The organism is Limnobaculum allomyrinae (assembly GCF_016649425.1).
Classification (GTDB): Bacteria; Pseudomonadota; Gammaproteobacteria; order Enterobacterales; family Enterobacteriaceae; genus Limnobaculum; species Limnobaculum allomyrinae.
Genome location: NZ_JADRCR010000007.1, coordinates 256,936 through 273,346 on the forward strand (window position 1 = coordinate 256,936; position 16,411 = coordinate 273,346).

General features: G+C 44.6%; 15 protein-coding genes and 1 tRNA gene. 11 read left to right on the forward strand and 5 right to left on the reverse strand.

The annotated features are described in order from the left end of the window. Positions 1-175: 175 nt before the first annotated feature. Genes I2494_RS14345 through yejF form a run of 4 tightly spaced genes read left to right on the forward strand, consistent with a single transcriptional unit; the run spans position 176 to position 5,761 of the window. The gene (locus I2494_RS14345; RefSeq protein WP_228350966.1) at positions 176-2,044 is read left to right on the forward strand and encodes an extracellular solute-binding protein; all 1,869 of its coding nucleotides are present in this window, start codon (positions 176-178) and stop codon (positions 2,042-2,044) included. A gap of 9 nt (positions 2,045-2,053) precedes the next feature. Next, positions 2,054-3,148, forward strand: coding sequence for a microcin C ABC transporter permease YejB (locus tag I2494_RS14350; RefSeq protein ID WP_218467433.1), 1,095 nt, complete (start codon positions 2,054-2,056; stop codon positions 3,146-3,148). After that, the gene (locus I2494_RS14355; protein ID WP_218467434.1) at positions 3,145-4,170 is read left to right on the forward strand and encodes an ABC transporter permease; all 1,026 of its coding nucleotides are present in this window, start codon (positions 3,145-3,147) and stop codon (positions 4,168-4,170) included. Before I2494_RS14350 ends, I2494_RS14355 begins: the two co-directional genes overlap by 4 nt. 1 nt (position 4,171) lies before the next feature. Continuing rightward, positions 4,172-5,761, forward strand: coding sequence for a microcin C ABC transporter ATP-binding protein YejF (yejF, locus tag I2494_RS14360; protein WP_218467435.1), 1,590 nt, complete (start codon positions 4,172-4,174; stop codon positions 5,759-5,761). A 60-nt stretch (positions 5,762-5,821) separates the two neighbouring features. Here yejF and I2494_RS14365 read toward each other — a convergent pair whose 3' ends face one another. The 3 genes from I2494_RS14365 to rsuA all read right to left on the reverse strand — a co-directional run bounded on the left by I2494_RS14365 (position 5,822) and on the right by rsuA (position 8,563). Continuing rightward, positions 5,822-6,178, reverse strand: a complete 357-nt coding sequence (locus tag I2494_RS14365; RefSeq protein ID WP_218467436.1) for a YejG family protein — start codon at positions 6,176-6,178, stop codon at positions 5,822-5,824. A 358-nt stretch (positions 6,179-6,536) separates the two neighbouring features. Continuing rightward, entirely contained in the window at positions 6,537-7,724 is a 1,188-nt protein-coding gene (locus I2494_RS14370) for a Bcr/CflA family multidrug efflux MFS transporter (protein ID WP_218467451.1), read from the reverse strand. 134 nt (positions 7,725-7,858) lie between these two features. Further along, complete coding sequence (gene rsuA / locus I2494_RS14375; RefSeq protein WP_218467437.1) at positions 7,859-8,563, reverse strand: 16S rRNA pseudouridine(516) synthase RsuA; 705 nt, start codon at positions 8,561-8,563, stop codon at positions 7,859-7,861. A 124-nt stretch (positions 8,564-8,687) separates the two neighbouring features. On the opposite strand from rsuA, the gene I2494_RS14380 reads away from it, so the two are divergent. The 3 genes from I2494_RS14380 (at position 8,688) to rplY (ending at position 11,091) form a co-directional block, all read left to right on the forward strand. After that, positions 8,688-8,927 carry a YecH family metal-binding protein gene (locus I2494_RS14380; RefSeq protein WP_218467438.1) on the forward strand — a complete coding sequence of 80 codons (240 nt, stop codon included), beginning with the start codon at positions 8,688-8,690 and terminating at the stop codon, positions 8,925-8,927. Then, on the forward strand, positions 8,927-10,681 hold the full coding sequence (locus tag I2494_RS14385; RefSeq protein ID WP_218467439.1) for a DEAD/DEAH box helicase: 1,755 nt from the start codon (positions 8,927-8,929) through the stop codon (positions 10,679-10,681). Before I2494_RS14380 ends, I2494_RS14385 begins: the two co-directional genes overlap by 1 nt. 125 nt (positions 10,682-10,806) lie before the next feature. After that, positions 10,807-11,091: a 50S ribosomal protein L25 gene (rplY, locus tag I2494_RS14390; protein ID WP_218467440.1), complete on the forward strand. Its 285-nt coding sequence runs from the start codon at positions 10,807-10,809 to the stop codon at positions 11,089-11,091. An 88-nt stretch (positions 11,092-11,179) separates the two neighbouring features. Here the strand turns inward: rplY and yejK are convergent, their stop codons facing one another. Beyond that, complete coding sequence (gene yejK, locus I2494_RS14395) at positions 11,180-12,190, reverse strand: nucleoid-associated protein YejK (RefSeq protein ID WP_218467441.1); 1,011 nt, start codon at positions 12,188-12,190, stop codon at positions 11,180-11,182. A gap of 311 nt (positions 12,191-12,501) precedes the next feature. On the opposite strand from yejK, the gene I2494_RS14400 reads away from it, so the two are divergent. From I2494_RS14400 to I2494_RS14415, 4 genes are all read left to right on the forward strand, one after another. Further along, the gene (locus I2494_RS14400; protein WP_130590892.1) at positions 12,502-12,729 is read left to right on the forward strand and encodes a YejL family protein; all 228 of its coding nucleotides are present in this window, start codon (positions 12,502-12,504) and stop codon (positions 12,727-12,729) included. A gap of 21 nt (positions 12,730-12,750) precedes the next feature. Beyond that, complete coding sequence (gene yejM / locus I2494_RS14405) at positions 12,751-14,532, forward strand: LPS biosynthesis-modulating metalloenzyme YejM (protein WP_218467442.1); 1,782 nt, start codon at positions 12,751-12,753, stop codon at positions 14,530-14,532. A 72-nt stretch (positions 14,533-14,604) separates the two neighbouring features. Then, positions 14,605-14,681, forward strand: a tRNA-Pro gene (locus tag I2494_RS14410). Between the two features lie 391 nt (positions 14,682-15,072). Next, positions 15,073-15,648 (forward strand): ORF6N domain-containing protein, encoded by a 576-nt coding sequence (locus tag I2494_RS14415; RefSeq protein WP_218467443.1) that lies wholly within the window; start codon positions 15,073-15,075, stop codon positions 15,646-15,648. 45 nt (positions 15,649-15,693) lie between these two features. Here I2494_RS14415 and I2494_RS14420 read toward each other — a convergent pair. Further along, positions 15,694-16,411, reverse strand: a 718-nt coding sequence (locus I2494_RS14420; RefSeq protein ID WP_228350967.1) for a tail fiber domain-containing protein, incomplete at its 5' end; no start/stop codon positions are given.

The following is a 16,411-nucleotide window of genomic DNA, read 5'->3' on the forward strand; positions in this document are numbered from 1 at the left end:
CTCTTGTTCTACCGGTTTTGATTCCCTATTCTGCCAGCATCCCTTTTATCGCACACCTCAATAACATGCTATATACTAAAAGATAATTTGTATCATCTACTGTGAAACCGTCTGGCTAACAAGCTAAAAACGTCAGCGGCATAACTCATGGTCTTAATGTTGAGCAGAAATCTTTATGAATATGTTGCAGTCAAATCAATGGAAGAACCTTACTACCTCATCTCTTCTGTTAGTTTTAAGCATTGCATCACTATTCGCTTCCTTCGATAATTACGCTGAAGATAAACAAGCCGTCATCAAACAGGGAACCACTCTTTCGCTTATTGGTGCACCTAAGTATCCTGATAATTTCCAACACTTCGACTATACCAATCCTCAGGCTCCTAAAGGGGGTCAGCTTACCGTCGCAGCTATCGGTACTTATGATAACTTCAACCGCTATGCGTTGCGTGGTAATCCTCTGGATGGTAGTGAACGCCTCAGTGATACGCTGTTTGCCTCTTCAGAAGATGAGATAAATAGCCTTTATCCACTCATTGCCACATCAGCCCGTTACGTTGATAACTACCAGTGGATGGAGGTTCAGATTAATCCACAGGCTCGCTTTCAGGATGGAACGCCAATTACCGCGGAAGATGTGGCATATACCTTTGAAAAATTTATGACTGAAGGCGTACCTCAATTTCGTAGCGTGTATAAAGGGGTCAAAGTTACAGCGCTATCGCCATTGGTTGTGCGTTTTGACTTACCAAAACCAGACCGGGAGCAGATGTTTGGCTTAGTGGGTGGATTACCGGTATTTTCAAAAAAATTCTGGCAACAGCACAATTTGGGTGAGCCGTTAAATGCACCGCCTCTGAGCGGTGGTCCTTATATGATTGATGGCTATAAACTGGGCCAATATATTGTATACAAACGCGTGAATGATTATTGGGCTGCCAATCTGCCGGTTAATAAAGGTCGCTATAATTTCGACACCATACGTTACGACTACTATCTGGATGATAATGTTGCGTTAGAAGCCTTTAAAGCCGGGGCCTACGATTTTCGCGTTGAATCATCCCCCAAAAAATGGGCGACTCAATATCAGGGAAAGAACTTTGACCTCGGCTATATCGTCAAAAAGGACTGGGAAAATCAGGCAGCACAGGATACCCGCTGGATCGCCTTTAATATCCAACGGCCGATTTTCGCTAACCCAAAAGTCCGTGAAGCCATTACACTGGCTTTTGATTTCCAGTGGATGAATAAAGCACTGTTTTATAGCGCCTATCAACAACCTCGCAGTTACTTTCAAAATACTATTTATGCTGCCACCGGCCTACCGGATGATGATGAGCTGAAATGGTTAGCACCACTAAAAGATAAAATTCCTGCCGAAGTGTTTACCAAATCTTATCAGCCACCGGTTACTGATGGTTCCGGCTATAATCGGGAAAACCTGCTTAAAGCAACTCAACTATTAAAAGAAGCGGGATGGGAAATTAAAGATAACGTGCTGGTTAATAGCCAGACCGGCCAACCATTCACATTTGAGCTATTATTGCTGAGCGGTAGCGATGCCATGTATGTTCTACCCTTCCAGCAAAATCTGGCCAAATTAGGCATTAAGATGGAAGCACGATACGTCGACAGTTCACAGTTCGTCAGCCGTTTACGTTCTCGTGATTTTGATATGATCCCACAACGTTACTCAGCCATGGAATATCCATCTCCGGTTACCTTGATGATCCTCTGGAACTCCGCATATATTGATTCTACTTATAATCGGCCAGGAATTAGCGATCCTGCGGTGGATGAGTTAACTCAGCTGATTGCTACCTATCAGGGGCAGGAAAAACCATTATTGTCACTGGGTAAAGCATTAGACAGAGTACTGACCTGGCATCATCTGATGATACCAATGTGGTATTCCAATCATGATCGATTCGCCTACTGGAATAAATATTCTATGCCTGAAATCAGGCCGAAAAGCTCGCTGGGTATCGATACCTGGTGGTATGACGTGAATAAAGCCGCCCATTTACCCGAACAGCGTCGCTAAGGAGCCTGAATGACTCGATATATACTCCGTAGGCTACTGCTACTGATCCCAACCCTGTGGGCCATTATTACTCTCAACTTTTTTATTGTACAAATTGCCCCTGGCGGCCCGGTGGATCAGGCTATTGCCACCATTGAACTGGGACACCAAAGTGGTTTTGGCGGCGGTTCCGGCCCTAATCTCACCGGTGGTGCAAAAATGGGACAGGTACCGGTTGGCGATCGTCAGTATCAGGGTTCCAGAGGGCTAGACCCGGAAGTCATTGAGGCAATTAAAAAGCGTTTTGGTTTTGATAAACCGCTACACCAGCGTTATTTCGACATGTTGTGGAACTATATCCGTTTTGACTTTGGCGACAGTCTGTTTCGCGGTGCGTCGGTAATGGAATTAATCAAACAGTCGATGCCGGTCTCCATTACTCTCGGGTTATGGAGCATGTTAATTACCTACCTTATCTCGATTCCTCTGGGTATTAAAAAGGCGGTACGCAACGGCTCGGCTTTTGACATCTGGAGCAGCAGCCTGATTATTATCGGTTATGCCATTCCCTCATTTCTGTTTGCCATTTTGTTAATTATTGTCTTTGCCGGAGGCGGTTATCTGGACTGGTTCCCACTGCGTGGTCTGGTTTCTAATAATTTTGATAGTCTGCCCTGGTATAGCAAAATTACCGACTATCTGTGGCATATCATATTACCCGTCCTGACTACGGTGATTGGCGGGTTTGCCACGCTTACAATGTTAACTAAAAATTCGTTTTTGGATGAGATCCATAAGCAATATGTCATCACTGCCAGAGCTAAGGGTTTGGAAGAAAAGCGTATTTTGTATGGCCATGTATTTAGAAATGCCATGTTATTGGTTATTGCCAGTTTTCCTGCCACTTTCATCGGCATGTTCTTTACCGGTTCGTTATTGATTGAAGTTATTTTCTCTCTTAACGGGCTGGGGTTACTGGGCTATGACGCGACATTGCAACGAGATTATCCGGTAATGTTCGGCACTTTATATATCTTCACACTGATTGGATTAGTGCTGAGTATCATTAGTGACATTACCTATACGTTGGTAGATCCAAGAATTGACTTTGAGGCACGCGGATGAGCAGATTAAGCCCCATCAATCAGGCCCGCTGGCTTAAATTTAAACGCAATCGCCGTGGTTATTGGTCACTCTGGATCTTTGCCATCCTGTTTGTTATCAGCATGGCAGCTGAATTGATTGCCAATGATAAGCCGCTGTTGGTTAGCTACAAAGGTGAGTTGTACACGCCATTTCTGGTCAACTATAGCGAAACCACTTTTGGTGGCGATTTTAACACCAAGGCTGATTACCGCGATCCCTACCTGATTAACCTGATTAATAACAATGGTTGGGCAATCTGGCCACCTATTCGTTTTAGTTACGATACCATTAACTTTAAGAGCCCTTACCCTTTCCCGGCGCCTCCGTCGACATCTAACCTTTTAGGAACCGACGATCGTGGGCAGGATGTACTGGCCAATATCCTTTATGGTTTTCGCATCTCAATTTTGTTTGGTTTATCACTCACGTTGATCTCCAGCCTGATAGGTATTGCTGTTGGGGCCACTCAAGGTTACTACGGCGGAAAAATTGATTTAGTCGGTCAGCGACTGATTGAAGTTTGGTCTGGTATGCCCACGTTGTTTCTGATTATTTTGATGTCCAGCGTAATTCAGCCTAACTTCTGGTGGCTATTAGCTATTACCGTGCTGTTTGGCTGGATGGGATTAGTCGGTATTGTGCGAGCTGAGTTTTTACGTACCCGTAATTTTGACTATGTCAGAGCAGCCAGAGCCATGGGAGTGAAAGATCGAATAATTATGGGCCGTCATATTCTACCTAATGCTATGGTAGCAACCCTGACCTATTTACCGTTTACGCTATGTGCATCAATTAGCCTGTTAACCTCCCTCGACTTTTTGGGTTTTGGCCTGCCGATGGGCTCGCCTTCACTAGGTGGATTACTGCTACAGGGTAAAAACAACCTTCAAGCACCGTGGCTGGGGATCAGCGGTTTTATCGTTCTGGCGCTGTTGCTCTCTTTGCTGATCTTTATCGGTGAAGCTATTCGTGATGCATTCGACCCTGCTAAGGCCTATTAATATGACCACTACACCAATACTGGATATTAAAAACCTGAGTATTGCTTTCCGACAAAACGGACAGGAAAATCGGGTTGTCGATCAGATTTCTTTACAGGTGGCTGCAGGCGAAACCATGGCGCTGGTTGGTGAATCCGGCTCAGGAAAAAGTGTAACGGCCCTGTCAGTTTTACGCCTGTTACCGACTCCTCCGGTAGTTTATCCAACGGGGGATATTCTGTTTAATGGTGAATCATTATTGCATGCTGATGATAAGACTTTACGTCATCATCGAGGCAACAGCATTTCGATGATTTTTCAGGAACCGATGGTTTCTCTCAATCCATTGCACACTATCGAAAAACAGTTATCTGAAGTGCTGCTGATTCATCGTGGTATGGCGAAACAGGCAGCCAGAGACGAAATTATTGAAGTGCTTGAACGCGTCAGACTAAGAGATGCCAAAAAACGCCTCAATGCCTATCCTCATCAACTATCCGGTGGAGAGCGTCAGCGGGTCATGATCGCTATGGCGATTTTGACTAAACCGAAGTTATTAATTGCCGATGAGCCAACGACGGCTCTGGACGTCACGGTTCAGGCACAGATTTTGTTGCTGTTGAAAGAGCTGAAACAAGAGATGAACATGAGTTTACTGTTTATCACTCATGATCTGAATATTGTGCGTAAGCTGGCAGATAACGTAGCCGTTATGTGTCAGGGAAAACTGGTTGAGCAAAACTCTCGTACCATGCTATTTAGCCAGCCTCAGCATCCCTATACTCAAAAATTACTGGATTCTGAACCGAAAGGACGCCCTCTCCCGGCACAAGAAAATAGCCGTAACTTATTAGAGATAAAAAACCTGACTATCGGTTTCCCTCGTACTGCCGGCCTGTTCAGACCCAAAATTGACAACACGGTAGTTAACGGTATCAGCTTTAATATCCGCAAAGGTGAAAGCCTGGGGCTGGTTGGTGAGTCCGGTTCAGGAAAAAGTACTACCGGTTTGGCACTGCTTCGCTTGCTGAAATCTCAGGGTGAGATCTGGTTTGACGGCCAACCGCTACATACCTTAAATATGCGTCAAATGCTGCCTTACCGCAGTCGAATACAGATCGTATTTCAGGATCCGTTTTCAGCACTCAATCCACGTCTGAGTATCAGCCAAATTATTGCTGAAGGTTTGGAGGTTCATCATCACTTCACACCTCAAGAGCGGGAAGAAAAAGTGATCGCCACCATGCAGGAAGTGGGGCTGGATCCGGCAACCCGCCATCGCTATCCAACCGAATTTTCCGGCGGACAGCGGCAGCGAATTTCTATTGCCAGAGCCCTAATTTTGCAACCAGAACTACTCATTCTTGATGAACCAACTTCATCACTGGACCGTTCAGTTCAGGCGCAAATCCTGGAGTTACTCAAAAAACTGCAACAACAATATCAGTTAACCTACCTGTTTATCAGTCATGACTTACAGGTGATTCGCTCGCTTTGTCATCAAATTATTGTGATGCGTCAGGGGGAAATTGTTGAGCAGGGAGAGTGTGAAACCGTATTTGATTCACCACAACACCCCTACACACAAAATCTGCTGGAAGATTCTCGCTAACAGCAGATACATAGCCTTCAGTTAACCAAAGACCAACAGAGACAAACAGTAAGGTAGTAATTAAAACGAAGGATTGACTGGAATAAAGTCAGCGATGGCAATACCTATATTTTTCAAACGACATAGTGCAATTGGCTCATCCTGAGAATTTATAAACAGGCAAGGTTCCCCTTCATTTTCAATAATGCTATTTTCAATACCAATTCCGTTCAGGTACTGACTAATCTTATGCATCACTTCCCACGCCTGATGATCCGGATAGCTCAGGAGCTTTAAACCAATCAGGTTATCATCACTGTCTGATTCACCAGATAGTTCAGATAATAATGCGGGCTCCACCTTGCTTCCTATCTCTCCGGCATTCCAATGGTAAAACAGAGGTAAACGCTGAAGAACAGATAGCTTCATAGTACTCACTCAACGTGACTGTAAACAATATACAATTTTTTCACAAATTACTCACATGGTAAAGAGCATTAACCTTTATTCTGTGTTTTTTGTACAAATATTCTCTTCTTACTTGATAAATCTCAATATCGTTTACACTTTATATTAAAAAATCAATAGCCCCCACTCTTTAAGAAAATTTATCCACTAATACCTGAATTTATCTATGTTTTATTAAGTATTAGGTTGGTGTTGATTTTTCCTAAAATAATTTTCAACCAGAATAAATACAGAATGAATAATACGAAGGTGTCGCGAAAGGTCTTTCATTGGTTATGCCGTCGTAATGACGGCATTCAGGTGGGGTAATATTTAAACTTTAGTTAAATTAATGTGTACTTTTAGCCAGAGAACGCCAATAAAAAAATACAGCGCCAATGACACAACATGCCATTGAGATAACCATCGGCCAGGCCGATTGAGAGGTGACTAACGCCAGTATTCCACCAACTGCCGCACCTACCCCAAACCTCAGCGTTCCCGCCAGCGAAGCCGCCGTGCCTGCCATATGAGGGAAATCTTCCAAAATGATTGCCATTGCATTAGAAGAGATCATTGAAATACATCCCATATAACCAGCCACACCAACCACCATGGCCCAGAACCCCAGCCCTGTAAGCTGAGCAAACACCAACCACATACCCATAATAAATTGTACTGACAGACCCAGCCGCATCATTTTTGCAGCCCCCAATCGTCTGACATTGCGGCTATTAATGGTGGTCATAATAAACAGGCAAACAATATTCAGGGCAAAGTAATAGCCAAAGTTTTGTGGCGATACTCCGTTTAAATCAATATAAACAAAAGGTCCGGCGCTTAAAAAAGAGAACATACCGGCAAATGAAAATGCACTGGATAACATATAACTGATAACCCGACGATGACGAAATAACGAGGCAAAATTACGCAGCGTCGTTATAAAGTTGAATTTCTGCCGGTTCTGTTTATGCAACGTTTCCGGAATGCAGAATTTCACCATCACTACAGCAACTAATGCTACAGCACTGAGCACCCAGAAAATGGCATGCCAGCTCATCCACACCAGTAAAAAACCGCCAATAATGGGCGCCATTAACGGAGCAATCGTCATCACCAATGTCACAAAAGACATCATGCGTGAAAACTCATCCTTACTGAACATGTCACGCATCAATGCACTGATCACTACACTGGCTGATGCCGCCGCCAAACCATGCAGACAGCGCAGCAAAATCAATTGCTCGACGCTCTGTGATAAAGCACAACCCGCCGCTGCCACAGAGAATACCAACACCCCACCGATAATGACCGGCTTACGCCCAAGACTATCAGCCATTGGTCCGTAAAACAGTTGGCCAATAGCAAAACCAATGATATAGGCGCTTAAGGTGAGCTGAACCATGCCATCACCAACGCCGAAATCTGCAGCGATACCCGGCATTGCCGGTAAATACATATCAATGGACAACGGCATCAGCATAGATAGCAGGCCGAGAATAAATATTAGCCAGCGTTTAGAGACGCCCGGTGGCATGGCTGTTGCTGATTGAGGGTCTGACTGTGATACAGGATTAGACACGCAGAATAATCTCCCGCTGTTAACGTATTAGCTGATGTTGAGATCTTCTGGTCAGAAAGCGCCAACCAGAACCATAACTTAAATCCGTTTTATCGGGCAGAACCGACACTGTCGATCTCTTCCTGAGTCAGCGCCCGGTACTCTCCTGGCTCTAAATCTGAATCCAAAAAGATATTACCGATACGTTCACGATGCAGTGCTACAACGTGATTACCCACAGCAGCAAACATTCTTTTGACCTGATGATAACGCCCTTCTGAAATGGTCAAGCGCACGGTGATCTCATCAACAGGCTCTAACAACGCTGGCTTGGTCAGGTTCTTTTCACCATGAAGCTGAACTCCGGCGGTGAACAGCTCAGCGGTATTGTCCGCCAATGGATGTTCCAGCGTAACCAGATAAGTTTTTTCGCAGTGATGGCGTGGAGAAGTAATTCGGTGTGACCACTGACCATCATCCGTCAATAATACCAATCCAGTGGTATCCATATCTAACCGCCCTGCGGCATGCAATTTATCCGCTACCGGTTCATCAATAAAATAGAGAATGGTCGGATTTACCGGATCGTCGGTAGAACATACATATCCCTCCGGCTTATTCAGCATGAAATAGCGGGGGCCGGTAAGCTGTACCAGAGGATTTCCGTCATAAGCGACTTCATCGTCTGGCAGTATTTTATAAGATCCGCTTTTAACAACCTCATTATTGATCGTTACCAGACCTGCTCTTAGCTCCCGCCCAACTAAATTGCGGCTGATCCCTAACTGCTGTGACAAAAACTTATCCAAACGCATGCAATAAATACCTGATGTTGAAATGGCGGAGCAGTATACCAAACCTGAGTATAAACACTCGCCCTCAATAGCTGCTAAAGGCATAATATGCTCAGTTTATGGTTAATATTTTAAGAGAGAAAAAATGTCTTCTGTTCATGGCCACCAGGTTTTAGAGATGATGATTGCATCCGAACACCCCTATTCCACAGCCAGTCTTATCGAAGCTATCAACCAACGTTTTGGTACCGATGCCCGTTTTCATACCTGCTCAAAGCAAGATTTAACCGCCGCTGAACTGGTTGATTTTTTAGCATCCAAAGGTAAATTTATTCCAGCCGATGATGGCTTTACCACCCACGTTGATAAAATCTGCAACCACTAATGGCATTTACACTGCGTCCATACCAACAGGAAGCGGTTGACGCTACCCTGAGCTATTTCCGTCGCCATCAAGAACCGGCAGTTATTGTGCTGCCGACTGGTGCCGGCAAAAGTCTGGTGATTGCCGAGCTGGCAAGACTCGCCAGAGGAAAAGTACTGGTATTAGCACATGTCAAAGAGCTGGTTGCCCAAAACCATGCCAAATACTGTGCTTATGGTCTGGACGCAGACATTTTCTCTGCCGGATTAAATAAAAAACAGAGTTCCGCCAAAGTCGTATTTGGCAGTATTCAGTCCGTTGCCAGAAATTTAGACGCGTTTAGTGACACCTTCTCTTTACTGATAATAGATGAATGTCATCGTATTAGTGACGACAGCGACAGCCAGTATCAACAGATTATTGGTCATTTACGTCAGCAAAATCCCAAACTATGCCTGTTAGGATTAACCGCTACCCCCTATCGACTGGGTCAGGGCTGGATCTACCAATACCACTATCACGGCATGATTCGCGGTGATGAAAACTGTCTGTTCCGCGACTGTATCTATGAGCTACCGCTACGCTACATGATCAAGCATCACTTTCTGGTTCCACCAGAACGGCTGGATATGCCCATTGTCCAATATGACTTCAGCCGTCTGGAAGCCGGTAGCAATGGTCTGTTCCGCGAGGTAGATCTCAATCGTGAGTTAAAACAGCAACAACGAATCACACCACATATCGTCAGCCAGATTATGGAGTACGCCCAAACCCGTAAGGGGGTGATGATATTTGCTGCTACCGTTGAGCATGCTAAAGAGATATATGGCCTCCTTCCTGCCGGACGTGCTGCCTTTATTAGTGCAGATACACCGGGAGATGAACGTGACCGTCTGATAGATGAATTCAAACAACAAAAATTGCATTTTTTGGTCAATGTCGCAGTACTGACTACCGGATTTGACGCGCCACATGTAGACCTGATTGCTATCTTGCGCCCTACAGAGTCAATCAGTCTGTATCAACAAATCATTGGTCGTGGGCTACGTCTCGCGCCGGGGAAAGAAGATTGCCTGATTCTGGACTATGCCGGTAACCCCTATGACCTGTTTACACCAGAAGTAGGCAGCAGTCGCCCACAAAGCGACAGTCAGCCAGTGCAGGTATTTTGCCCTGGCTGTGGTTTTGCCAATACTTTCTGGGGAAAGTGCACTCCATCCGGTGAGATTATCGAGCACTTTGGTCGCCGTTGTCAGGGCATTCTTGAAGATGATGAAGGTCATCGGCAGCAGTGTGACTATCGATTCCGTTTTAAAACCTGCCCTCATTGCGGTGCGGAAAACGATATCGCCGCAAGGCGCTGTCACCAATGTCAGGCGATACTGGTGGATCCTGACGATATGTTGAAAGATGCCTTGCGTCTGAAAAATGCCAGAGTACTTCGCTGTAGTGGAATGCAACTTAAGCGAGGGCAGGATGATAAAGGCGAATGGCTCAGCATCACCTATTATGATGAAGACGGTGCCGATGTAACGGAACGTTTTCGGCTAAAAACACCCGCCCAACGAACTGCCTTTCAGCAATTGTTTATTCGCCCTCATCAACGGGCTCCGGGAGTCCCTTTCCTCTGGAATAACGCCGGCGATGTAATTCGTCAGCAGGAAAGTCTACGTCACCCTGATTTTGTTATTGCTTATTTGCGTGGCGAGTTTTGGCGAGTGCGCGAAAAGATGTTTGACTACCAGGGGCGCTATCGTCGAGCCAATGAACTGTAAAAATAACGGTTTTGTTTGCTGTCACCAGTGAATTCCGTTAGAATCCCGTCCGCTTTATAAGCAGATCACTCACCTCGTTGCTGGGTCGCCTGTAACGGGAGTTAATTTCTTTAAGAGAAAATAAAATGTTTACTATTAATGCTGAAGTACGTACCGAGCAGGGAAAGAGTGCGAGCCGCCGCCTGCGTCATGCTAACAAGTTCCCTGCTATCGTTTACGGTGGAACTGAGAAGCCAGTTGCTATCTCTTTAGATCAAGATGTTCTGATGAACATGCAAACCAAACCAGGCTTCTATGAAGAAGTTCTGACTCTGGTTATCGACGGCAAACCAGCTAAAGTTAAAATCCAGGCTGCTCAACGTCACCCGTTCAAACCAAAATTCGCTCATATCGACTTCGTTCGCGCTTAATTGCCGACTGTTATGAGTGCTACTGATAATCAGTAGTGAACGTAAAAAACGCCGCATAGCGGCGTTTTTTTATGGCTCTGAACCAGTATTAATTATCCCCGCCGCTTAGACGACGCTGAAGCTGGTCACGCAGGTTCGGCGGAAGACCTTTAATGGTTAAAGTGTCCGTTGCCGGATCCCAGAATACTCTTTCACCCAACAGTAACGCATCGAATCCCAAAGTAATCCCCCCACCGCTGCCGGAGAATTTCGTTAGTTGACGTAAGGTTCCACGGTCTGCTGGAAAATGCTCCTCCAGCTCATAGCCATTTTCATTCGTAAACTGACGAAAATCTTTCTCACCAACGGTTGGCAGCTCTTTTGCCAAATCATCAATGGCAATTTCTTCACCGGCTTGTAACTGCCCATTACAATAGGTATAAACCTGCTGGCGATACGACTGACGCTCATTTTTATTCAGCTGACCTTCAGCACAATAATCATCAACCGCCTGAAGTAACCCACGGTTTTGCGCCTTGGCATCCAGGCCTTCGCTGGCTGCCAGGAAATCCATGAAAAAGTCTGATACTTTTCGACCAACACGCCCTCTAAGGAAGGTCAAATAACGCACCGACTCAGGGTTAGTTTCCCACTCGGTTAAATCAATACGCGCAACAATATCAGCTCTATCGATATCCAAATAATGTGTGGTTGAAATATCTAACTGCTCATTAACCAGCATACTGCTACAACTGGTCAGTACTGCTACCAGTAAATACTCAACGGCCAGATAGCGATACTGACAAAAAACCACAATACCGCCCTCAGCGAACGGATATTTAGCTAATTCGTTACATAACATTTCAGTGCTGTTGCGAGTAAAATCGAGAAAACTCTCTTCACCCTTACGACAACTTTTCAGTGCATCGGCAAACTGACTCTCACCATTGAATAGCCCAAAAGCTTTACTCTTTCCGCTATATACCCGGTGTAACTCCGCCACCATCTCTTCGGTGGCTTGATTATTAGTCAATGGAGAATCACGCAACACAACATCAAGCGTCTGTTCATCACGCTTAATTAACTGATGTAAAACGATCTGGTCAAGATCCAGACTCATAACGACTCCTCTGTACGGCTGAATATACACTGTACGACAATGCCCAGTGATAATGAGAATATAATAGCAGGAGCCATCTTTCGGTGTAATCACAAAATCAGCCAACCGCGGAATGCTTCGCATCCTTACACGTTATAGACTATATAATTTGTAGGGTTGTTGTTTCACCATTTGAGGCGGTATTATTCGCGCTTCCCCGCAAAATCGCGGAAGAGAAGCAAGATTTTCTGTATAAACTACAGAAAATAATCAATCGATACGGTAAGATAGACGCCATTAAATCACCTGATAAATACACTAAGCGCAAATTTATGCCACAAGCTTCCCGTTACAGTGATGAACTGGTAGAAAAATTATTAAGCGAATTGGTTCATGTTCTGGAAAAGAATCAGACACCTACCGACCTGTCCCTGATGGTTTTAGGTAACATGGTAACCAACCTGATTAATACCAGCGTTGCCCCTGCGGCCCGGCCAGCTATCGTCCGATCTTTTATTGAGGCTTTACAGGCTTCAATCAGAGATGATAAAGCCCATTAATTTGTTTATCCAAAAGTGAATATGGTGACAAACCGTCAGCAATATAAAGAGAAAGTCTCCCAGATGATTAGCTGGGGGCACTGGTTCGCTCTCTTTAATATTATTCTCAGCCTGGTACTGAGCAGCCGCTATTTGTTCATTACCGACTGGCCTGGCACCTTGCTGGGGCGTGTTTATGCGTTAGTAAGCTGGCTGGGGCATTTTGGTTTTATCACCTTTGCCGTCTACCTTCTGATTCTGTTTCCACTGACATTTATTATTATGTCACAACGGCTGATGAGGGTACTGTCGGCCATTCTGGCAACTGCCGGGCTCACGCTATTAATTATCGATACCGAAGTATTCTTCCGTTTTCGTTTACACCTTAATCCTACCGTTTGGGGTTTACTGATCAATCCGGATGAAACTGAACTGGTTCGTGACTGGCAGTTATTGTTTATCTGCATTCCTGTCATCTTTTTGATTGAACTACTGTTTGGTACCTGGAGCTGGCAGAAATTACGTAGCCTGAACCGGCAGAAATTTGGAAAACCGCTGGCAGCCCTGTTTATTACCTCTTTTATCTTTACCCATATGGCTTATATATGGGCAGATGCTAACTTCTATCGGCCGATTACCATGCAACGGGCAAATTTACCGTTGTCTTATCCAATGACAGCACGTCGCTTTCTGGAAAAACATGGATTATTGGATGCTCAGGCTTATCAGGATAAGTTAGCACAGCAAGGCAATCCGGAAGCCGTTGAAGTTGAATACCCATTAGCTAAATTGAGTTATAACGAAAGCGTAACTAACTACAATCTGTTAGTGATCGTTGTTGATGGCATCCGCAATCAAAATCTGACGAATGATATGCCAAAACTGTCAGCATTAGCTGATAACAATGTCCAATTCACTCGCCATTACAGTTCCGGCAATATGCAGGACACAGGATTATTTGGCCTGTTCTATGGTATATCACCTACCTATATTGACAGTATTCTGGCAGGTAAAAAGTCTTCAGCGCTGATTACAGCATTAAGCCAGCAAAACTATCAGTTTGGCCTGTTTTCCGCCTCCGGATTCAGAAGTCCGCTTTATCGTCAGGCACTGTTGTCCGATTTCACCTTGCCGCCAACGGTTGCTCAAAGCAATAGTACAACCACGGAACAGTGGCAAGAATGGGTGAATATGCCAAACGGAAGTAGTCCGTGGTTCTCCTACATTCAATATAGTAATAATAACATTTTGAATGCTAACGCTAATAAAGCGCCTGCGGACTTTATCAACAAGTATCGTAACTCCGTCAATGATATAGACCAACAAATTGATAGCGTGATGCAAACACTCTCTGACAAAGGCTTGTTGGAGAAAACCGTTGTTGTCATCACTGCTGCGCACGGCGTTGAGTTTAATGATACGAAGCAAAACGTTCAGGGTTTTGGCCAAAACTATAGCCGCTATCAGCTACAGGTTCCTCTGGTTATTCACTGGCCAGGAACTCCGGCACAAAAAATTGATAAAATGACCGGTCATACCGACATTATGGCTACCCTGATGCAACGGCTATTGCATGTTAAAAATGCCAGCAGTACCTACACTCAGGGTGAAGACCTGTTTACTGCCCAGCGTCGTTACCCTTGGGTAACCGCCGGTGATCCAAAACAGCTGGTCGTCATTACTTCTGATGAGACTATCCTTATCAATGCTAATGGCCGCTATAAAGCCTATGACGCTAACTTTAAGCAGATCGACAAAGAAAAACCAAGCCTGTCATTGTTGCTGCAAGTCCTGACAGACGTTAAGCGTTTTATGGCTAACTGATTAAAACTAAAGCAAACGTAAGGTTCGGGTCTTGCATTAGACGCAGGAAACGGTAGTATTAATCACCAGTTTCGGCACGTAGCGCAGCCTGGTAGCGCACCGTCATGGGGTGTCGGGGGTCGGAGGTTCAAATCCTCTCGTGCCGACCAAATTCCTCCATAAAAACCAGTCGGTTACGGCTGGTTTTTATCTCCCTCTATTTACCGTTATGGCGAAACGATGGCGTAACAATGGTGAAACTATTCGCTAGTTTGTCAGCGCTCAACCATTTGACTAATTCAGATATTCGAGGCTATAGTGACCACGCACTGACTAATTCAGTGTCGGGATTTGCAACCCGGATATCATCAACGCGCATAGCCGCGCCTGCGGTTTTTTTATGCGCTATGTACGTCCACATCGAAACAATGGTGAGGCGTATAGGGGCGGAGTAATCCGCGCCGGGTTCGTTGATGACCGGTATTGCAAACCCTGTACGTCTCACCACCCAATGATTTGCAACTGACGGTGGTGATCATCCTAAAATTAGGGGCATCATCAATGAATACTCAATTATCAGTTTCAAGCCTTCCTGCTATTACCCACAATAATCAGCCTGTAATTACTACAGATTTATTAGCACAACTTTATGGCTGCAAACCCAAAAATATTTCTGATAACCATATTAATAATTGTGGTCGGTTTGTATGCGGTAAACATTATTTTAAGCTGGAAAAAGAAGATCTAATTAGCTTTAAGAACAAACCCGATTCTGTCGGGTTAGTTGGTAAAAATGCCCGTCACCTCATTCTATGGACCGAACGCGGCGCAGCCAGACATGCTAAGATGCTGGAAACCGATCAAGCGTGGGACGTATTTGAAAAGCTGGAAGATAGCTATTTCCAGAAGAGACAAGAACCAACCCTATCAACCCGCTTTCTCGTTTCTATTGAGAATGGGCGCCAAACAGTTATGGCTGTTCCTGAAGATGCCTGCGTTATGTCAGTAAAAGGAATGGCGGTAAAGGTGGCCACTGGTGAAATGTATATAACAAGTGAGGAATTGTATTCATTTATCACTGCAGCTGTAGATCAGCTTTACCGGCGCAATGAATACCTAATGAATAAATCAGTATAGATAGGATTTGAAAAGAGCCGCGGATCATTCGCGGCTCATATATTGCTACTTACCTAATTCAACAAATTTTTTCTCTAAATCTTCAATTCGCTTAAGCAGTTTTGCTTCATTGCTAATCCGATTTTTCATAGATTCAATCATCGGAGCAATAAGAGTACTATAATCCACTGCAAGAGAACCATCGGGTAATATAGTTACTGCAACAGGAAATTTTTCCATTATTTCCTGAGCAATTACACCAGCAGATTTGCGATCATTAAAATTTAATGTAAACGTTTTTCCAGACCACGATGACACAATATCATCAGAATTCTCTATCACTTCTATATCAGATTTTTTGGTTTCATCAGATGTTTGAACTACTGACGTACAATATACAGATCCTGGTATAGAAAAATCACCTACTCCCGAAAACTGAAAATTTGAATCATTAACATGCAACATAACAAGGCCAACATTATTACTTGGCATATAAAGATCTAACCCTGCTATCCATGCCCTTCCAGGTTGTACTGCTTTCCATACGCTATAAGCGGCGTTCATAGCATCACCACATTGGATCTGTAACGCAGTCCCACGCGCAGCCCATCCATTAAACCCCCCACCAGATGGAGAGACTACAATAGCAGGAGTACTCGGCCCCATAGCTTCTGAAGCGGTACTACTCCAAACCATACCTTCGCCATTTGCGCCAAAGAAATCCCAGCCCCACTGCGCGGTACCGTTATTTTTATAAACTCTACCATTCTTTAGGAAAACAGAA